This window comes from Simplicispira psychrophila DSM 11588, from assembly GCF_000688255.1.
Classification (GTDB): Bacteria; Pseudomonadota; Gammaproteobacteria; order Burkholderiales; family Burkholderiaceae_C; genus Simplicispira; species Simplicispira psychrophila.
The window spans coordinates 191,595-210,184 of the sequence record NZ_JHYS01000001.1; the positions used below are offsets into that span (position 1 = coordinate 191,595).

The following is an 18,590-nucleotide window of genomic DNA, read 5'->3' on the forward strand; positions in this document are numbered from 1 at the left end:
ATTAAATATTTAACGCGTTGGACCACGGTCAGTAATGACCTTGGGCGTTATAAAAACCAGCATCTCTCGCTTGGAAGACTCTTTGGTATTGCTTTTAAACAGATTACCCAACACAGGAACATCACCCAAAAAAGGTATCTTGTTTTCCTTGCTGGTTTCTTCCATCTCGAAAATACCACCAATCACCACGGTACCGCCATTTTCAATCAAAATTTGCGTCTTGATATGTTTAGTGTCAATGGCTACGCCCTGGGTTGTGGTCTCGCCTCGGCTGTCTTTATTGATATCCAAGTCCAGAATAATGCTGCCTTCAGGGGTAATTTGCGGCGTGACCTCCAATTTCAAAACCGCTTTTTTGAAGGCAATCGTGGTTGCGCCATTAGGTGCCGTCACAGAATAAGGGTACTCAGTACCTTGCTCAATCAATGCTTTCGTCTGGTCAGCCGTAATCACACGCGGACTTGATACGATCTTACCTTTGCCATCTGCTTCCATGGCAGACAGCTCTAAAGTCAAAAATCGATTGGCTGCAGTGTTAAAAATAGAAAGTGCAAAACTGCCCACGCTCTCAACGCCACCCAATTGAGCAGGCAAGTTGACGAAGCTGCCAAACGCATCGGTCGATCCGCCAGCGCCGCTGCTGGAGACCGAATTGCCATAGTTGGTGCCGAAACCGACGCGGTTGCCACCGCCAATACCGTAGCCGCCATCGCCGCCGCGGTTGGCCCGCAAGTCTGTCGCACCCAAGCGCGCACCCAGCGAACGACCGAAGGTATCGCGCGCCTCAACGATGCGCGCCTCAATCAAGACTTGACGCACGGCCACATCCAAAGACACCAAAAGTTTGCGCACTTCTTCAAGCTTGGCTGGAGTATCTGTCACGAACAGCTGGTTTGTTCGTGGCTCTGAAATGGCGCTGCCTCTTTCAGATAAAAACCGCGTTGAAGAAGAATCGGTGCCGCCGCCTGAACTAGAAGTTGTGAGCTGCGTCACCATTTCAGCGGCTTTGGCGTAGTTCAACTGGTACGCCTGCGTACGCAGTGGCTCTAATTTTTCAATAATCTGCGCCGCTTCAAAATCCTTACGTGTGCGTGCATCAATCTCATCTTTGGGTGCAATCCACAACACGTTGCCAGACTTGCGTTTGTCCAAGCCTTTGGCATCCATGATGATTTGCAGCGCTTGATCCCAAGGGACGTCTTTCAGACGCAAAGTGAGCGCGCCGGTGACGGTGTCGGAAGTCACCACGTTGAAGTTGGTGAAATCAGCGATCACTTGGAGCAGTGAGCGTACTTCGATATTTTGGAAGTTCAGCGAGAGCTTCTCGCCGTTGTAGCCTTGCCCTTGGGTCAGCTTGGTCGGGTCGATTTTCTTCTGGCGTATTTCGACGACAAACTGGTTATCACTTTGGTAAGCGCTGTGCTCCCACTCGCCAATCGGTTCGATCAGCATACGCACACGGTCGTTTTGCTCGGTGGTGGTGATGCGCTGCACCGGCGTGCCAAAGTCGCTCACATCCAAACGCCGGCGCAAACCTTCAGACAAAGAGGCGCGCAAAAATTCAACCACCAGGCCTTTGCCCTGTTCACGGATATCCACACCCATCTGGCTGCTGCCCAGACTCACCACCACGCGCCCTGAGCCATCAGTGCCACGTCGAAAATCGACATCTTTGAGCGGCAGAATGTCGCTGGTGGTGCTTTCGACAAAAACGGTGGCTGGCGGTGGGGCCGATGGCGCAGACGTTACGCCCATGACTGCCACCGGCGCCAACGAGACGACCAGGGTATTGCCTTGAATTTCAGCGCGGTAGGTAGTGGCCTGCTTGAGGTTAAGCACCACGCGCGAGCGGCCGCCCGCCTGCACTACGTTGACCGACTTCAGATTGCCTTGGTTCAGGTCGATCAGCGAGCGGCCAATGGCGTTAGAGGTAGCCGGGAAGTCGAGCGCGATGCGCGCTGGCGACTGGATGGCGAAACCGGCGGGAACCACCAGCAGTGGCTCGGACAGCAGGATGCGCACAACTTCTGCGCCGCCCTGCACGTCGCCGATCACGGATTGAATGGCACCGTCAGCCAGCACCCAAGTGCAACCCATAGCAGCAGCCAGGGCGATCACTGCCTGTTGAAATATTTTTATGATCGCGGTGTTCTCTTGCTTCATTTTTTGTCTCCCTCTTGCAGTGCAAGCGATACATTTCTCTCAATCCAGTCACCCGTGGCGTCTTGCACAATTTCGCGCAGCTGGATCGCATTGTCTGTAATTTGGGTAATACGGCCGTAGTTTTGCCCCAGGTAGGCACCGACTTGCACTTGGTACAAGAGGTTGTCCACTTTCAACAAGGCAGTGGGGTGCCCGACTTTATTGAGGCTTCCGACCATGGTCATGGTGTCTAGCGGAAACGCCTCTAAAGGCTCTTTGCGGCGCGCCATTTCAGGAGTGATAAGTGCAGCGTTCGAGGCCACCTGGGCAGAGTCGCGGCGCAGTGCCTGGGTCAGCTTGAGGGAGTTGAAAGGCTCGATGCCGTCTCCTGCCGTGTAGAGCGCCGGCTGAAACTGTTTAGGCTCGGTGAGAGGCGTCACGCGGGGCTTGGTTTGGGCGCGCTCATCGGCCATCCATTGGCGCAGATCGTCTTCTCCGCCAGAGCCGCAACCGAACAAAGGCAAAACAGCGACGACAAGAGATGCCACGGTGAGGCGGTTCATTTTTTGCCTCCAGTCTTCGCATTCGCCTTTCGCTGGGCCTGAACCTCATCTGAGTCGAGGTAACGGAAGGTGCGTGCAGTGGCGTCCATCGTGAGGCTGCCGCTGTCTTTGGCAGCCGGGGCGATAGAGATGTTGTTCAGCGTGACGATGCGCGACAAATTGGCAATATCGGCCGCAAAAGCGCCCATGTCGTGGTATTTTCCGGTCACGCGCACGGCAATCGGAAGTTCGGCGTAGTAATCGCGCACGACAATCTGTCCCGGACGAAACAAGTCAAATTGCAGGCTACGTCCCAGACCCGCTTGGTTGATGTCCGACAATAGCGCCGCCATTTCAGCTTTGCTGGGCAACTGCTTTTCCAGCTGAATCACGTATTGCTGGACTTGCTCGCGCTGCTTTTTCAAGGCGTCCAGGCTGACGGCCTTGAGCAGTTTTTTCTGATAATCCTGCTTGAGCGTTATCTCAGTGGTTTTTTCTGCCTCCCACTCTTGCTCATAGTCGGACAATTTGACAAACCACAGCACTGTGGCCACGCCCAAGGCAATGAAGGCGCACAGCAGGTAGCGCGGCAGTGCAGGCCATAAGGAGGGATCCTTGGGGTCGAGATTGGAGAACTGGCGCTGCAGATTTTCTTGCAGCTGGACCATGTCAATTTTTGGTACTTTCTTTTTGAGCATGGATCACTTCCCTGCAGCAGGGGTGGTGGCACTGACTGCGTCATCCATCGCTTTTTTCGCTTCGCTGGAGCGCATAAGCTGAAAGCGGAGATTGAAAGCAGCAACGCGTCGCTGGTCACGGGCGGACAAGGCCAGGTTGCTGGCCACAATTTCGACCAGTTCGGGCTTGGACAGCCACGGCGTGTTGTTGGACAGATTGCGCAACATCTCGGACACCCGCTCATTGGACTGGGCCATGCCTTGCATGGTGACCGTTTGATCGGCTTGCTTGAGACTGGTGATGTAGACACCGTCCGGCAGTTGCTTGACCAGCTCACTGAGCAAATGCACCGGCAGATTGCGGTCGGACTGCAGGTCTTCGACGGCTTTTTGGCGTGCCTGCAGCGCAGCAATTTCTTCTTCGATAGTGGCAATTTCCTTGATCTGGGTTTCAAGGGTTTTGATTTCTCTACTCAAAAAACTATTTTTTGCCTGCTGGTCAGTCACCATGCCCTGGAACCACCAATAGATCGCGCCAGAGATGAGCAAGCCGACCAAAAAAGAAGCCAGCATGGCGGCCTGAAAAGCTTCGCGCCGGCGCTTGCGTGCCGCTTCCCGGTGCGGAAGCAGGTTGATAAGAATCACTGGTAGAACCTCCGCATGGCCAGCCCACAGGATGTCAGGTAGGACGGCGCCTCGCGCGCCATTTTTTTCATGCGAACGGCACTGCCGATTTCCATACCATCAAATGGATTGACCACGCTGCAGGCAGCACCCAGGCTTTGGGTGACAGCGTCAGTCAGTCCCAGCAACGGGGCGGAACCCCCTGCCAGCAGGATGTGGTCAACGCGGTTGTGCGGCGTGCTGGTATAGAAGAACTGCAAGGTGCGCCCTATTTCCTGGGCCATGATTTCGACAAAGGGGCGTAATACGGTCGACATATAGTCTTCCGGCAGATCGCCGCTGCGTTTTTTGCTTTCGGCTTCTTCAGCAGAAAAACCGTATTGGCGCACGATGAGTTGTGTCAGTTGCGCGCCGCCAAACGCCTGATCGCGGTCATAGAGCACTTCGTCGTTGCGAATGACTTGCATACTGGTGGTCAATGCCCCCACCTCGAACAGCGCCACCATGGTATCGACGCCTTGGTTGGGCAGTGCGGCAATCAGGCGGCTGGCAGCGAGCCGCGAGGCATGGGACTCGATGTCCACAATGACGGCCTTGAGGCCAGCGGCCTCTGCCAAGCCTTGCATGTCTTGCACTTTCTCGCGGCGCGACGCAGCAATCAGCACGTCCACATCACCGGGAGCATTTTTGCTCGGCCCGATAACGCAAAAATCCAGGCTCACTTCATCGAGTGAGAACGGAATATATTGGTTGGCTTCAGACTCCACCTGCACTTCGAGCTCTTGGTCTGTCATGCCTGCAGGCAAAGTGATTTTTTTGGTGATGACTGCAGACGGGGGCAAGGCCAGCGCGACATTTTTGGTCCGGGCACCGCTTTTTTTGACAAGACGGCGCAAGGCATCTGCAACATCGTCGAATTTCTCGACGTTTCCATCTGTAATCCAGCCGCGTTCGAGCGGTTCGATGGCACAACGCTCCAAGACCAGCGCACCCGCCTTGTCGCGCCCCAATTCAACCAGCTTAACGCTGGAAGAACTGATATCGATGCCCAGCAACGGCGCAGACTGACGACTGAACAGAGATCCTGCAGAGATCAAGATAGCTCCTTTTTATTGTCAGAATGACACGACAAAACTTAACATTTGACATGAATGCTATCAGTAAGATACTTATCGGGCAAAACGTTTTGCGGAAACCACGTTCGTCCACCGTTGTCAAAAGCAGACGTTAAGCGCCCTCCTTTAACACGCGTTTTTGCTCTTATGGAGCTTTCTTTGCACCCCCAGTAGAGTTCTCACGATTCACCCTTTCCTGAAAATGCGGCCGCCATTTTTATAATGGCCGCTCATTTCCATCCGGAGCGATATGCCGCGCCCAGTCCAGTCCCCCTCTCCCAGCCCTGCTGATTCCCCTTCGTCCCCCATACACTCCGCCCTATTGCGCCGCTTGCTGCGCTTCCTGGCTTGGACTGTCGGTCTGCTGGCCGCCAGTGCCGTGGCGCTGGCGCTGGTCATTGCAGTTGCGCTGGCCATGGCCTACCCCAATCTGCCCGACGTGTCCGCTCTGGCCGACTACCGTCCCAAGCTTCCGTTGCGGGTGTATTCGGCAGAGGGGGCACTGATGGGAGAGTTTGGCGAAGAACGTCGCACCCTGACGCCGATCGCAGATATTCCGGACGTGATGAAAAATGCCGTGCTAGCCATTGAGGACACGCGATTTTTTGAGCACGGTGGAGTGGATTACAAGGGGATGGTGCGTGCTGGTCTGGCCAACTTTGGGCGCGTCAAAAGCCAGGGGGCATCTACTATCACCATGCAGGTGGCGCGCAATGTGTATCTCTCGTCAGAAAAAACATTTACAAGAAAGATTTACGAAGTATTACTAACATTTAAACTAGAGCATTTGCTGTCCAAGAATCAGATTCTTGAGATTTACATGAATCAGATTTATCTGGGCAATCGCGCCTATGGTTTCTCAGCGGCTTCTGAGGCATACTTTGGCAAACCCCTGAAATCAGTATCGGTGGCTGAAGCCGCCATGCTGGCCGGCCTGCCCAAGGCGCCATCGGCCTATAACCCGATCAGCAATCCCAAGCGTGCCCGGGTGCGCCAACTCCACATCATTGACCGGATGGAGGTCAATCATTTCATCACGCCCGAACAGGCGGCCGCAGCACGCAGCGAAGAGCTGAAAATCCGCAGTGGCAGCAACAACACCCAGGTGCATGCTGAATACGTGGCTGAAATGGCACGCCAACTGATCTTTGCGCAGTACGGCAACGAAGCCTATACACGCGGGCTGAATGTCTACACCACCTTGAATGCCGCCGAACAAGACACCGCTTATAAAGCGCTGCGCCGCGGCATCATGGACTATGAGCGGCGCCAGCATTACCGTGGGCCAGAAAAATTTGTCACGCTGCCAGCCTCGGGGTCTGAACTGGAAGAAGCCATTGATGACGCCTTGGCCGACCATCCTGACAATGGTGATGTCATGTCGGCCATTGTGCTGGAAGTCAGTCCACGCAAAGTGGTGGCCGTGCGACAAAACGGCGACAGCGTCGAGATCACCGGCGAGGGCCTCAAACCGGCACAGTCAGGGTTGAGCGACAAGGCGCCACCCAATACCAAGCTGCGCCGTGGTGCCATCATCCGCGTCTCCAAGACAGTCAAAAACGCCTGGGAGATCACGCAATTGCCTGAAGTCGAGGGTGCGCTGGTAGCTATTGATCCGCGCAGCGGGGCCATCAAGGCACTGGTGGGGGGCTTTGATTTCGACAAAAACAAGTTCAACCACGTCACGCAGGCCTGGCGCCAGCCAGGGTCAAGTTTCAAGCCCTTTATTTACTCGGCATCGTTGGAAAAGGGCTTCACGCCCGCCACGATCATCAACGATTCACCGCTGTTCTTCAGTGCTGGCGTCACTGGTGGTCAGCCCTGGGAGCCCAAAAACTACGACGGTAAATACGATGGCCCCATGACCATGCGCACTGGTCTGGCACGCTCCAAAAACATGATTTCCATTCGCATCCTGCAGGCAGTGGGGCCGAAGAACGCACAAGAATGGGTGTCGCGCTTTGGCTTTGACGCTGAAAAACACCCGCCCTACCTGACCATGGCCCTGGGCGCGGGCTCGGTCACGCCGATGCAGATGGCGGTGGGCTATTCGGTTTTTGCCAATGGCGGTTACCGCATCAATCCGTGGCTGATCACCCGCGTCACCGACCACAAGGGACGCGTGCTGTCTGAAACAGAGGCCCCCGTACTGGAGGGTCAACAACGCGCCATCGAGCCGCGCAACGCATTCATCATGGACAGCCTGCTGCAAGAAGTGACACGCTCGGGCACCGCCGCACGCGCCCAGGCCACGCTCAAGCGCCCGGACTTGTATGGCAAGACCGGCACAACCAACGACGCGGTGGATGCGTGGTTTGCCGGTTTTCAACCGACCATTGCCGCCGTCACTTGGATTGGCTACGACACACCGCGCAACCTGGGCAGCCGTGAAACTGGCGGCGGGCTGAGTTTGCCGATATGGATCAGTTTCATGGAGCGCGCGCTCAAAGGCGTTCCGGTGATGGAGCCCACAGTGCCACCGGGGGTGGTGAATGTGGGCGGCGAGTGGTTCTACGAGGAATACAGCCGCGGCAGTGGCGGCGGTGTAGCCAGTTTGGGCATGGAGAATCGCCCGCCAACTGCATCGATTGCATCACCAGAAGGCCCGGCCCCTGAAGAGCGGCGGCGCATTCTGGATCTGTTTCGCAATTGACCGGACAGCGTCGGGCTCACACTATTTTCAAATCCAGCTCGGCGCAGGCACCGGCTGTGCTGGATGAAAAATTTCAACGCTCAGGCGCAAAAGTGCAGCGTCAAGCCTGACTGGGCGGACGCATCACGGCTCAGGTGGGCAAAAAACTCGCCTTCGCCTTTGGTGTCCAGCCACTGACCACCGTCCAGGCGATAGTGGTAGCCGCCCGATTTGGCCGCCATCCATATTTCATGCAGCGGCTTTTGCTGGTTGATGATGATTTGTGTGCGGTTGGGAAACGTCAGGGTGATCATGCCGCCCGAACGCTGGCTGTCCACGTCGGCATCGGTGGCGTCGTTGATGCGGTCGCACCCTTGCTCTACGGCCAGCAGCAACTGCTCAGCACGGTCCATGAATTCAAGATCGGTCATTACAATTTAGTTATATGTTGAAAGCTTTTCAAATTCTAGCCAGACACAGTGTCCTTGGCATCAGCGTGGCAGTGTTGTGTGCTTGTGGTCAGCGCGGACCCCTTTTTTTGCCCACTAAAGCGGCGGCCGGACAGCAGGCCACACTGCCACAAGTCCTGACACCTGCTGCGCTGCGCACCACTGCACCAACATCGGCCCCGGCCGCTCCTGCGCCTTCGACACCCCGCACCACTGCTACACCATGACCCATCCCACACTCCCCGGCCATCCCCACATCGCCTACCAGGGCGACACACTGTGCATTGAAAACGTGCGCGTGGACGATCTGGCAGCAACCTACGGCACACCGCTGTTTGTCTATTCGCAAGCCGCCATGCAAGACGCCCTGGCCGCCTACCAACGCGGCTTTGCCGGGCGCAAGCTGCACATTTGCTACGCCATGAAGGCCAATTCATCTTTGGCGATACTGCAGTTTTTTGCCGAACAAGGATGTGGTTTCGATATCGTCTCGGGGGGTGAACTCGAACGTGTGCTGGCTGCCGGAGGCGACGCCGGCAAGGTGATTTTTTCTGGCGTTGGCAAGACCCGCGCCGAAATGCTGCAGGCACTGCAGGCGGGCATCTTGTGCTTCAACGTCGAAAGCGAAGCCGAGTTGGAAGAACTCAGCGCTGTGGCCACGGCGGTGGGCCACATTGCACCGGTGAGCATTCGTATCAACCCGAATGTGGATCCAAAAACCCACCCGTACATCTCCACCGGACTCAAGGGCAACAAGTTCGGCATTGCCCACGAACGCACGCTGGCCGTGTACCAACGCGCTGCCAGCTTGCCGGGTCTGCAGGTGGTTGGCATTGATTTTCATATCGGCTCGCAAATCACCGAAACCACGCCCTATCTGGATGCCACCGATCGCCTGCTCGACCTGATTGAAGAGATTGAAGCCGCTGGCATTCCCATCCACCACATCGACTTTGGTGGCGGCCTGGGCATCAATTACAACGGCGACACACCCCCGGCAGCCGATACGCTGTGGGCACAACTGCTGGCCAAAATCGACGCGCGTGGCTTTGGCAATCGCCAGTTCGTCATCGAACCCGGACGCTCACTGGTCGGTAACGCCGGGCTGTGCGTGACACAGGTGCTGTACCTCAAGCCCGGTGAAACCAAAAATTTCTGCATTGTGGACGCCGCCATGAATGATTTACCGCGTCCCACCATGTACCAGGCTTTTCATGCCATTGCACCGCTGCAAGTGCGCGCCGAGCCAGCACAGACCTACGATGTGGTCGGCCCGATCTGCGAAAGCGGTGACTGGATTGGCCGCGACCGCAGCTTGGCGGTACAGGCCGGCGACCGGCTGGCCGTGCTGTCCACCGGGGCCTATTGCATGTCCATGGCCAGCAACTACAACACGCGCGGCCGCGCGGCCGAAGTGCTGGTCAACGGCGCCCAGGCCGATCTGATCCGCAGCCGTGAAACCGCTGCCGACACCTTCCGGGGTGAAACGCTGCGCGCCCGCACAGCAGCCTAGGCCATCAAAACGAGCTGATTTGCACTATATCCATAGCCAAATCAGCCTCCAGCCCACATACAACGTGCGTCTATAGCTATTAATTAAATAGCAAATTAAGACAGACCAACGCACGACATCAAGGCACTGGCACCACCACTGGCGCAGCACGCCGGTGCTGTTGCCACGCCTGCCAGACACGCCAGCCCAGCAACAGGGCCAAGATAACGCCATACACAGCCACTTCAGCAAAGTCGTTTTTTCCGGCACGCATCCAGAAAAAATGCAGCACTGCCAGGACGGCGACGGCATACACGGTGCGGTGCAGCGCCCGCCAGCGCGCAGCGCCGAGCCAGCGGATGGCACGGTTGAAAGACGTAGCGGCCAGCAGCGTCAGTAGCAGCAGCGCCAGCGAGCCGACCAGAATGAAAGGCCGCTTGGCAATGTCGTGTGCTATTTCGGCCATATCCAGTCCCATGTCAAACACGGCGTAGCTGAGCAAGTGCAAGACGGCATAAAAAAACACGAACAACCCGACCATGCGACGAAAGCGTGCCAGCGCTGGCGTGTGCGTCAGCACCCGCAGCGGCGTGATGGCCAGCACCAAGCATAAAAAACGCAGCGTCCAGTCGCCCAGGGCACGGATCAGCGCTTCTGCCGGATTGGCGCCCAACTGGTCGGTGGCAGCGCCATAGAACAGCCAGCAAAAGGGCAGCAATGCCAGCGCAAAAACTACCGGTTTTGCAGCGCGGTGCAACAGTATTTTTTTCAAAGACATCCGAGGCCAGAAACAATATTCAGCGCCCGTCCAATACTGGCACCGGGACGCGCCGACTCAAAAGAATTTTTTCAGGTCCATGCCCGTGTACAGCTGACCGACCTGGGCTTCGTAGCCGTTGAACAGCAGCGTTTTGCGTTTTTTGGCAAACAAACCTCCTTCACCGATACGCCGCTCGGTCGCCTGGCTCCAGCGTGGGTGGTCAACGTCGGGATTGACGTTGGAATAAAAGCCGTATTCATTGCGCGCCGCCTTGTTCCAGGCGGTGCCCGGCTCTTTGTCGGTGAAGCGGATCTTGACGATGCTCTTGGCACTCTTGAAGCCGTACTTCCACGGCACCACGATGCGCACCGGTGCGCCATTCTGGTTGGGCAAGACCTCGCCGTACATGCCAAACGTCAACAAGGTGAGCGGGTGCATGGCCTCGTCCATGCGCAGGCCTTCGGTGTAGGGCCAATCCAGCACGCGCGAGCCGACAAACGGCATGGTGGCCTTATCGGCCAGGGTGACGAACTCGACATATTTCGCACTGGCCAGCGGCTCCACCTTTTTAATCAGCGCCGCCAGCGAATAGCCGACCCACGGAATCACCATCGACCAGCCTTCGACGCAGCGCATCCGGTAAATGCGTTCTTCTTGGGCGCTGAGCTTGAGCAGGTCTTCCAGCGCGTAGGCACCGGGCTTCTTGACCAAACCCTCAATATTTACCGTCCAGGGCGCAGTTTTCAGCGTGTGTGCATTGCGCGCCGGATCAGCCTTGTCGGTGCCGAACTCATAGAAGTTGTTGTAGCTGGTGGCATCTTGGTACGAGGTCAGCTTTTCCATGGTGACGCCGCCGGGCACGCCTGATGTCGCCCCAGCCAGCAAGTCCAGCTTGCCCGGACGCGCCACCGCCGCCCCAGCACCTGACCCGCTCTGTCCGCCAGCCCACCCGCTCACCGCTACGCCAACAGCACTACCGGCAGCCAAACGCAGCAAAGCGCGCCGATCTTCATAGACGCTACGGGGCGTGATATCGCTGGGGATAGGATGATCAAAGCCGCTATGGCGCGAGGAAATCAGCATGGCAGGGCTCCGGAGTGGGACAGACAATTTGGAGACGTGAGAAACGCAAGAGTTCGCATTTTCTATCCACTGCCTTTTTTCTGCTGCCAGACAACGCCGCCGCCCCGGTGGCAGTGCGTCTACAACGCGCTCACCCTTACAAAGTGCCGTAGCTGTGCAAGCCGCTCAGGAACATATTGACACCCAGAAACGCAAAGGTCGTGACCACCAGACCCACCAGCGCCCACCAAGCCGAGACCGTGCCGCGCAAGCCCTTCATCAGCCGCATGTGTAACCAGGCAGCGTAGTTCAGCCAGACAATCAGCGCCCAGGTTTCTTTCGGGTCCCAGCTCCAGTAGCCGCCCCAGGCTTCGGCAGCCCACAAGGCGCCGAGCACGGTGGCAATGGTGAAAAAGGCAAAGCCGACAGCGATCGACTTGTACATCAGGTCGTCCAGCAGTGCCAGCGGCGGCAATTTGCTGGCAATGTGCTGGCGACCAAACAAAATCGTGCCGATGGCCAAGGCAGAAATGCCAAAGTAGATCATCCAGTAGCTGCCGCCACCGCCCTGACCCACCGTGGGGCGAAACACCACCGGCTCAAAGCACAGCACTACGCCCAGCAGCCACAAGGGCATGAGCTTGTACCAGCGCGTCTCACCCGCCGATTGCTTGATGAGGTAGGCAAAGGCAACCATGGCCGACAGCGCAAAAGTGCCATAGCCAATGAAGTTGGCTGGCACGTGCAGCTTCATCCACCAGCTTTTCAGGGCGGGTACCAGCGGCTGGATTTCGTGGGCTTCGCGCACCACGGTGTACCAAAGCAGAAAACCCACCGCCGCGCTGACCACCAGCATGACAAAAGCACCCAGCGCGCGCGTGCGGTAGTGCTCTTCGTAGTACAGGTAAAAAGCCGCGGTCATCCAGCAGAACATGACAAACACTTCATACAGGTTGCTGACCGGAATATGGCCGACATCAACGCCTACCAGATAGCTTTCATACCAACGCACCAGCGTGCCGATCAGCGCCATGGTCACCGCGACCCAAACCAGACGTGAGCCGATCAGCGACATCGTGGCACCCTCGCCGCGCGCCACCATGCCAATCCAATAAAAGATAGTGCCCATGAAGAACAACATGCTCATCCACAGGATGGCAGACTGGCTGGACAAGAAATATTTCAGCCAGAACACCGTGTCGGCGCGCGCCAGCTGGCCCACGCCGTCCTGCTGGTACAAGCTGATGGCGAGCAGGGCAAAACCAGTAGCCACCAGCATCAGCACGCGCAGTGGGCGCCAGAACCAGCCCAACCAAATGGCGCTTGGAATGGCACCAAGCAAGATGCCTTTTTCGTACACGTCCATGTAGGCGCCATAGCGCTGCAAGGCAAACAATCCGCCCGCCACCACTAGGGCAGCAAATACCCAATCGAACCAGTTGCGGCGCGAAAGAAAACTCTCGTTCAGGTGCAACGTGGCATTTCCCCCCGGGTTGGGGCTCGTCACGGGAGAGGTACTGGCAGTGTTCATACGGTACTTCCGTCGGGGCGTACCCCGATGAGTTTTTCGGAGATCTGGGCGAATTCAACATCGCCGTCCATGGTCTTGCGGTTGGTGGACAGCGCCATCGTGGCATGGGTATGGTCACCCTGCGGCGCCAACCAAACCCAGATGCGCCGCTCGCGCACGTAGAGCATGGCAAAAATGCCCAGAATCAGGAAGGCACAGCCCAGATAAACAATGTTCTTGCCAGGGGCACGCGCCACCTCGAACACGCTGGCCTGCACCTGCTTGAAGTCTTTGAGTTCAAACACTATCGCCGAGGGGTAGAACTGCACATCGCTCAAGGCGCGCAAGGCCTGGGACATGAAACCTTGTGTCTGCTCATTGGGTTCCAGGGGCGCCAAGCCAGCACGCTCGCGCGTCATCTGAGCCAGTTCGAACAGGGTGCCGCTCAGGATGCGCACCAGCACTTCACCGGCGCGGTTGCGTTCGGCCTCAGGAACATTGTCTTCCATAAATTGCGCAATGGCTGGCAAGCCGCCCTGGCGTTGACCGTCTGCACCGACACTGCCGGCAAACAAGGTCAGAGCGCGCGTGGCCGACAGGGTCAATTGCTCGGCCAGTTCGGAGCGTTGGCTATCAACGGCCAGCGCCACGTAACGGCGCACCGCCTGCTCGCGAAAGGCCGGATCGGCCAGCGCGGCGTGCATCCGCAAGAAACCGTCCATGCTGCCCTGCGTATCGGCCGGCACACGCAGGTAGCGCAGCGGATCCACCGGATTCTCGCGCACGCCCATCAGGAACATCGGCGCGCCGCCCGCTTCCATGGCCATGGGCAGCATGTAATTATGGTATTCACGTGCTTGGCCGGAGGCGTCGCGCAGCTTGTAGCCAATGCTCGGACCGACGTTGCGCAGCTCTTTGGTGGTCACGGTTTTGTTGGCTGCACCCAGGCGGGCGTCAATCGAATGGCGCAGATCGACCTTGCGCACGTCAGTGCCACCCGCGGCGCCTTCATTGGCAAAATTCTCGACGTTGATGGTGCGCAGCGAGGTCAATTCGAGCGTCAGTTGCTCCCCATTGGCCCCCTTGACGGTCTGCGCTGCGCCACCAATCACGCCGGGCAGATCAAACGGCTGCACACCGCCCAGCAGCGGCTGCGCACGCAGCGTGACGGTGGAACCACCGTCGTCAAAACTCGATTGGTAAATCTCTACGCCCTTGTAGTTAGCCGGGTGGTTGACCTCAATGCGCGCCGGAACCTCGGCACCGGTTTCGTTGTCGTGGATCACCACGTCGCTGGCAAACAGCTTGGGCATACCGGTCGAGTAGTACTCGACAATGAACTTCTTCAGTTCCACAGAAAATGGCAGCTCCTGCAGCAGGATGCCGTCGGCCTGGTTCAGGATGGCAGTGCCGGCGCGTGAGCCCTCGGCCACCACCAGATTGCCGCGAAACGTCGGATTGCGCGCACTCAGGCGGTGCTCGGGCGCCACCTGGGAGATCAGGCCGCCGCCGTTGTAGGGCGTCTTGCCGTTGAGCCACATTTGCGCACGCACGATCAGGTCGCCATCGAGCAGACCGCCAAGGCATACCAGCACGATGGCACTGTGCGCCGCGATATAGCCAAATTTATTGGCGGCGCCCGCCTTGGCCGCCACCATCCAGCCAGTGCCGGGGCCCGCCGACGTGTCGCGCTGCTGCAGTTTGACTTTCCAGCCGCCGCCGACCAGCATCTGGCCGATGCGCTGCGCTTCGGCCGCAGTGTCGCCGACCAGATCAGCCTGCGCCTTGTGGTGAAACGCGGCGAGGTTTTTTTCGCGGATGTTTTCTTTGTAATTGCCCAGGTCAGCAATGATTTTGGGCGCGTTGCGCGCAATGCACAGCGAGGTGCTGGTGACCAGAAACGCCAGAATCAGCAAAAACCACCAAGCGCTATAGACCGCATTGAGCTTGAGCGCGCTGAACACCTCGGCCCAGAACGGCCCAAACTGGTTGACATAGTTCACCGCCGGCTCATGCTGCTTGAGCACGGTGCCAATGACCGAAGCAATACAAATAACCGTCAGCAGCGCAATGGCAAAGCGCATCGACGACAGCAGCTCCGTGCTGGCGCGCACAGCTTGCGAACCAAACGAAGGGCGAACGCCTAAGGTATTGTCAGACATGGAAAGAACGATTCGGTGACCGAAATGGAAAGGGCGGGTCCATCAGCCTGATGGGCCCGCCCTTGAGAGGTTGGTGATTGGCGGTTGGTTCCGTGTCACGCGCCCAGAACAGCGCCAAGACAGGGAAAAATGAATCAACGCAGGCCGGAAATGTAATCCGATACCGCCTTGATCTCGCGGTCGTTCAGTTTGGCAGCAACGCCGGTCATTTGCGGGCTGTTCAGGCGCACACCGTCACGAAACATAACCAGCTGAGCGGCGGTGTATTCGGCGTGCTGACCGCTCAGGCGCGGGTATTGAACCGGAATTCCGGCGCCATTGGGGCTGTGGCAAGCGGCGCAAGCCGGGACGTTGCGATCCTGGATGCCACCGCGATAAATACGCTCGCCCATGGAAACCAAGTCTTTATTCTGGGCAAAACCGGGTTTGGCAGCATTGCTTGCCACCCACCAGGCGATATTCTTCATGTCTTCATCGGTCAACATGCCGGCAAAGCCTTGCATGATGGCGCTGGTGCGTTTGCCCGCCTTGAAGTCTTGCAACTGCTTGACCAGATATTCGGGGTGCTGTTGCGCCAGACTCGGGTTGGCACCAATGCTGGAATTGCCGTCAGCGCCATGGCAGGCCACGCACACAGCAGAAAAGCTGGCCTGCCCTTTGGCCAAGTCAGGTTTGGCAGCAACGGGAGCAGCATCGGCAGCAGAAGCCGAGAAAGCGGGAGCTACCAGCGCGGCAGCCATGAGCAAGGAGGCGAGTAACTTCATATCGAGGGACTTATGTGGGATGGCGCAAAACAGCGCGATTCTACAATGACGCTCCAACGCTTTCCATGAACCCATGACTCTGCCCTCCGCCACGCCCGCTGCCGACAGCGCCCTGCCCGCTCCAGACGGCCGCTTCGCCATGGGCTGGATGCACACCGCGCGCTTTCTGACCACCGCCGCCCAACTGCACCAGTTGCCTGTGATCGACGTGCCCGAAATTGCTTTTGTCGGTCGATCCAATGCGGGCAAGTCGTCCTGCATCAACACCTTGACGCAGCAAAAACAACTGGCCTTCGCGTCGAAAAAACCCGGCCGCACGCAGCACATCAACCTGTTCTCCCTCGGGCGCCAGGGCATCACCGATGCGGTGCTGGCCGACCTGCCGGGCTACGGCTACGCCGCCGTCTCGCGCTCGGACAAGATGCGCTGGCAGCAGGTGATGGTGAACTACCTCGTCAGCCGCCCCAGCCTCACGGGCATCGTGCTGCTGTGCGACCCGCGCCTGGGCCTGACCGGGCTGGACGAGGCGCTGCTGGAAGTGGTGCGCCCACGCGTCGAGGCCGGCCTGAAATTTCTGGTGCTGCTGACCAAGGCCGACAAGCTGACGCGCGTCGAGCAGGCCAAGGCGCTGTCGATTGCCCGCCTGCAAACCGGCGGTGGCGAGGTACGGATGTTCTCGGCGCTGAAAAAGCAGGGGGTGGACGAAGCGGCGCTGTTGCTGTGGCACTGGGCGCATCCGCCAGCCGACGAGCAAGATGACGCCGCGCCAGCGCACGACGACGAACCCAGTGAAGACAATGAACCACCCGCATTAGATTAAAGCTGTTAGCTATATTTTTAATAGCTAATACCGCTTGTATTTAAAGAGCTACAGGCCAATTTGACCTAAAACCGGTCAATACACCGCCGGCTCGCCCGGCGGGCGCGTCTTGAAGCGCTTGTGCACCCAGTAGTACTGTCCCGGCATGGTGGCGATGTAGCGCTCCAGTTCTTGGTTCATGCGCGCAGTATCGGCCTGCACATCCCCCGTCGGAAAGTGCTCCCAGGCCGGGGTAATTTCAGCCACATAGCCGGCCGGCGTCAGGCGCGTGACCATGCCGACCACCTTGGCACGGCCCAGCCGGGCAAAGCGCGACAACGACGGCACGGTGGCCGCCTGCACGCCATGAAAGGGCACAAAAATCGACTCTTTCGGCCCAAAGTCCATGTCGGGCAACAAATACAGCAAGCCCCCTTGGCGCAGGCTGGTCAAGATCGGTTTGACGCCATCCGCGCGGTTCAGCATCCGCACATCACCAAAACGCTGGCGCCCCTGCATAAACCAGTTGTCCACCGCCGGGTTCGGGTGCGTGGAAAAAATCGAGGTGAACGCGCGCGTGGTGCGCAGTGGCAGAGCCAAACCGCCGGCGTCCATACCGTAAAAATGCGGCGCAAAGATGATGGTCGGTGTATCGCCCTCCAGCTCATGCAGCGCACCTTGCAGCGTCACGCGCTGCTCGACCAGCGCACGCGGTGCCGACCACAACCAGCTGCGGTCCAGCCAAGTCTGGCAAAACACCACAAACGTCTCGCGCGCCCAGGCGCGGCGCTGCGCCGGCGAAGCGTCTGGAAAGCACAGCTGCAGATTGCGCAGTGCCACCTTGCGCCGAGGCACCGCCAGCACATACAGCATCTGCCCCAGCAGCCAGCCCAGACCGCGCAGTAGCGGCAGCGGCAGGTGCGCCAGCGCCCCCATCAGCCCAACCCCCAAACGCCCCATCATGCGGCCGCTCCGCTCGGAGTGGCGGCCTCTGCGCGCGGCTGTTTGTAGCGGCCATAGCCCCACAAATATTGCTGCGGACACTGGGCAATGGTGTGTTCCATGGCTTGGTTGATATGTTGCACCGCCCGCTCCAGCGGCGCTTGCAGCGGCGCGGGCAAGGGTTCGAAATAAGTCACAAAACCACGCCCCCACGGCAAGCGTTCGCAACGCGCCAGCACTACAGCCGCGCCGGTTTGCAGCGCCAGGCGCGCGGCCAGCGTCATGGTGTAGGCATCGCGGCCAAACACCGGCGACCACACGCCTTGACCCTGCGGCGGCACTTGGTCGGGCAGCAGACCGACGGCCTCGCCCCGGCGCAGCGCCTTGATCATCTGGCGCACGCCGGCCAGCGAGGTCGGTACCGCCTGCACACCGGGGCGATTGCGCGCCGTCTCCATCACTTTGGCCAGCCACGCTTGGCGCGCCGGGCGGTACAGCACGGTGATGGGGCCGTGCTGCGCGCTCCAGCGCCGCGCCGCCGCCTGCACTGACAACTCAAAGCAGCCCAGGTGCGGCGTCAAGAAAACAATGCCGCGCCCGCCGGCATAGGCCTGCTCGACACAGGCGGTGCCCACCAGCCGGCAGGGCGGCGGCGCACCCAGCCACAGGCGCGGCAGCTCGGCCACCATGCGCCCAGCGTGCCCCACAGCCGCGCGCACGGCAGCAAAGCGATAGCCGGCCAGCGCAGCGTTGGCCAGAAAGCGGCGCCGGTACACAGGCGAGGCCAAAAAAGCCAGCCAGCCCATGGCTGCGCCCAGCACGTGTAGCAACCCCAAAGGAAGTAAGGAAAGAAACCGAAAAACGACGGGCATTAGAATCGAAAGGTCGCCAAGTTAAATGAGCAACTTGCAGGGCGAC

17 protein-coding genes are annotated in these 18,590 nt (G+C 58.7%); 4 read left to right on the plus strand and 13 right to left on the minus strand.

The window, feature by feature from the left end:
• Window positions 1-9 precede the first annotated feature (9 nt).
• Genes Q390_RS0100790 through Q390_RS0100810 form a run of 5 tightly spaced genes read right to left on the minus strand, consistent with a single transcriptional unit; the run spans window position 10 to window position 5,082 of the window.
• Window positions 10-2,163 carry a type IV pilus secretin PilQ gene (locus Q390_RS0100790; RefSeq protein ID WP_027994355.1) on the minus strand — a complete coding sequence of 718 codons (2,154 nt, stop codon included), beginning with the start codon at window positions 2,161-2,163 and terminating at the stop codon, window positions 10-12.
• Window positions 2,160-2,705, minus strand: a complete 546-nt coding sequence (locus tag Q390_RS0100795; RefSeq protein WP_027994356.1) for a pilus assembly protein PilP — start codon at window positions 2,703-2,705, stop codon at window positions 2,160-2,162. The genes Q390_RS0100790 and Q390_RS0100795 overlap by 4 nt, the downstream gene beginning before the upstream one ends.
• Window positions 2,702-3,382 carry a type IV pilus inner membrane component PilO gene (locus Q390_RS0100800; RefSeq protein ID WP_027994357.1) on the minus strand — a complete coding sequence of 227 codons (681 nt, stop codon included), beginning with the start codon at window positions 3,380-3,382 and terminating at the stop codon, window positions 2,702-2,704. Before Q390_RS0100800 ends, Q390_RS0100795 begins: the two co-directional genes overlap by 4 nt.
• A gap of 3 nt (window positions 3,383-3,385) precedes the next feature.
• The gene (locus tag Q390_RS0100805; RefSeq protein WP_027994358.1) at window positions 3,386-4,006 is read right to left on the minus strand and encodes a PilN domain-containing protein; all 621 of its coding nucleotides are present in this window, start codon (window positions 4,004-4,006) and stop codon (window positions 3,386-3,388) included.
• Window positions 4,003-5,082: a pilus assembly protein PilM gene (locus tag Q390_RS0100810; protein WP_027994359.1), complete on the minus strand. Its 1,080-nt coding sequence runs from the start codon at window positions 5,080-5,082 to the stop codon at window positions 4,003-4,005. The genes Q390_RS0100805 and Q390_RS0100810 overlap by 4 nt, the downstream gene beginning before the upstream one ends.
• A gap of 268 nt (window positions 5,083-5,350) precedes the next feature.
• Here Q390_RS0100810 and Q390_RS0100815 point away from each other — a divergent pair, with 268 nt between their 5' ends.
• Window positions 5,351-7,753, plus strand: a complete 2,403-nt coding sequence (locus Q390_RS0100815; RefSeq protein WP_027994360.1) for a penicillin-binding protein 1A — start codon at window positions 5,351-5,353, stop codon at window positions 7,751-7,753.
• An 80-nt stretch (window positions 7,754-7,833) separates the two neighbouring features.
• On the opposite strand, the gene cyaY is transcribed toward Q390_RS0100815, so the two are convergent.
• Entirely contained in the window at window positions 7,834-8,163 is a 330-nt protein-coding gene (gene cyaY / locus Q390_RS0100820; RefSeq protein WP_027994361.1) for an iron donor protein CyaY, read from the minus strand.
• Between the two features lie 14 nt (window positions 8,164-8,177).
• Here cyaY and lptM point away from each other — a divergent pair, with 14 nt between their 5' ends.
• Both lptM and lysA read left to right on the plus strand, forming a co-directional pair.
• A complete protein-coding gene (lptM, locus tag Q390_RS20230) occupies window positions 8,178-8,408 on the plus strand; it encodes an LPS translocon maturation chaperone LptM (RefSeq protein ID WP_084153700.1) in 231 nt (76 codons plus the stop codon).
• On the plus strand, window positions 8,405-9,694 hold the full coding sequence (gene lysA / locus Q390_RS0100825; protein WP_027994362.1) for a diaminopimelate decarboxylase: 1,290 nt from the start codon (window positions 8,405-8,407) through the stop codon (window positions 9,692-9,694). The genes lptM and lysA overlap by 4 nt, the downstream gene beginning before the upstream one ends.
• Window positions 9,695-9,812: 118 nt before the next feature.
• Here the strand turns inward: lysA and Q390_RS0100830 are convergent, their stop codons facing one another.
• From Q390_RS0100830 to Q390_RS0100850, 5 genes are all read right to left on the minus strand, one after another.
• Complete coding sequence (locus Q390_RS0100830; RefSeq protein ID WP_027994363.1) at window positions 9,813-10,445, minus strand: protein-methionine-sulfoxide reductase heme-binding subunit MsrQ; 633 nt, start codon at window positions 10,443-10,445, stop codon at window positions 9,813-9,815.
• Window positions 10,446-10,508: 63 nt separating this feature from the next.
• Window positions 10,509-11,516 (minus strand): protein-methionine-sulfoxide reductase catalytic subunit MsrP, encoded by a 1,008-nt coding sequence (msrP, locus tag Q390_RS0100835; protein WP_027994364.1) that lies wholly within the window; start codon window positions 11,514-11,516, stop codon window positions 10,509-10,511.
• Window positions 11,517-11,652: 136 nt separating this feature from the next.
• On the minus strand, window positions 11,653-13,026 hold the full coding sequence (gene ccsB, locus Q390_RS0100840) for a c-type cytochrome biogenesis protein CcsB (RefSeq protein WP_027994365.1): 1,374 nt from the start codon (window positions 13,024-13,026) through the stop codon (window positions 11,653-11,655).
• The gene (locus tag Q390_RS0100845) at window positions 13,023-15,167 is read right to left on the minus strand and encodes a cytochrome c biogenesis protein ResB (protein ID WP_027994366.1); all 2,145 of its coding nucleotides are present in this window, start codon (window positions 15,165-15,167) and stop codon (window positions 13,023-13,025) included. The genes ccsB and Q390_RS0100845 overlap by 4 nt, the downstream gene beginning before the upstream one ends.
• A gap of 134 nt (window positions 15,168-15,301) precedes the next feature.
• Window positions 15,302-15,931, minus strand: coding sequence for a c-type cytochrome (locus Q390_RS0100850; RefSeq protein ID WP_027994367.1), 630 nt, complete (start codon window positions 15,929-15,931; stop codon window positions 15,302-15,304).
• A gap of 73 nt (window positions 15,932-16,004) precedes the next feature.
• On the opposite strand from Q390_RS0100850, the gene yihA reads away from it, so the two are divergent.
• Window positions 16,005-16,751 carry a ribosome biogenesis GTP-binding protein YihA/YsxC gene (yihA, locus tag Q390_RS0100855; protein WP_027994368.1) on the plus strand — a complete coding sequence of 249 codons (747 nt, stop codon included), beginning with the start codon at window positions 16,005-16,007 and terminating at the stop codon, window positions 16,749-16,751.
• A 75-nt stretch (window positions 16,752-16,826) separates the two neighbouring features.
• Here the strand turns inward: yihA and Q390_RS0100860 are convergent, their stop codons facing one another.
• Both Q390_RS0100860 and Q390_RS0100865 read right to left on the minus strand, forming a co-directional pair.
• On the minus strand, window positions 16,827-17,693 hold the full coding sequence (locus Q390_RS0100860; RefSeq protein ID WP_027994369.1) for a lysophospholipid acyltransferase family protein: 867 nt from the start codon (window positions 17,691-17,693) through the stop codon (window positions 16,827-16,829).
• Window positions 17,690-18,544 (minus strand): lysophospholipid acyltransferase family protein, encoded by an 855-nt coding sequence (locus Q390_RS0100865; protein WP_027994370.1) that lies wholly within the window; start codon window positions 18,542-18,544, stop codon window positions 17,690-17,692. Before Q390_RS0100865 ends, Q390_RS0100860 begins: the two co-directional genes overlap by 4 nt.
• Between the last annotated feature and the right edge of the window lie 46 nt (window positions 18,545-18,590).

Bases quoted from the DNA above. Each gene is read 5' to 3' on its own strand.
- Q390_RS0100790 (WP_027994355.1), bottom strand. From the start codon at position 2,163: ATGAAGCAAGAGAACACCGCGATCATAAAAATATTTCAACAGGCAGTG.
- Q390_RS0100795 (WP_027994356.1), bottom strand. From the start codon at position 2,705: ATGAACCGCCTCACCGTGGCATCTCTTGTCGTCGCTGTTTTGCCTTTG.
- Q390_RS0100800 (WP_027994357.1), bottom strand. From the start codon at position 3,382: ATGCTCAAAAAGAAAGTACCAAAAATTGACATGGTCCAGCTGCAAGAA.
- Q390_RS0100815 (WP_027994360.1), top strand. From the start codon at position 5,351: ATGCCGCGCCCAGTCCAGTCCCCCTCTCCCAGCCCTGCTGATTCCCCT.
- cyaY (WP_027994361.1), bottom strand. From the start codon at position 8,163: ATGACCGATCTTGAATTCATGGACCGTGCTGAGCAGTTGCTGCTGGCC.
- lptM (WP_084153700.1), top strand. From the start codon at position 8,178: ATGTTGAAAGCTTTTCAAATTCTAGCCAGACACAGTGTCCTTGGCATC.
- lysA (WP_027994362.1), top strand. From the start codon at position 8,405: ATGACCCATCCCACACTCCCCGGCCATCCCCACATCGCCTACCAGGGC.
- msrP (WP_027994364.1), bottom strand. From the start codon at position 11,516: ATGCTGATTTCCTCGCGCCATAGCGGCTTTGATCATCCTATCCCCAGC.
- ccsB (WP_027994365.1), bottom strand. From the start codon at position 13,026: ATGAACACTGCCAGTACCTCTCCCGTGACGAGCCCCAACCCGGGGGGA.
- Q390_RS0100845 (WP_027994366.1), bottom strand. From the start codon at position 15,167: ATGTCTGACAATACCTTAGGCGTTCGCCCTTCGTTTGGTTCGCAAGCT.
- Q390_RS0100850 (WP_027994367.1), bottom strand. From the start codon at position 15,931: ATGAAGTTACTCGCCTCCTTGCTCATGGCTGCCGCGCTGGTAGCTCCC.
- yihA (WP_027994368.1), top strand. From the start codon at position 16,005: ATGACTCTGCCCTCCGCCACGCCCGCTGCCGACAGCGCCCTGCCCGCT.
- Q390_RS0100860 (WP_027994369.1), bottom strand. From the start codon at position 17,693: ATGATGGGGCGTTTGGGGGTTGGGCTGATGGGGGCGCTGGCGCACCTG.
- Q390_RS0100865 (WP_027994370.1), bottom strand. From the start codon at position 18,544: ATGCCCGTCGTTTTTCGGTTTCTTTCCTTACTTCCTTTGGGGTTGCTA.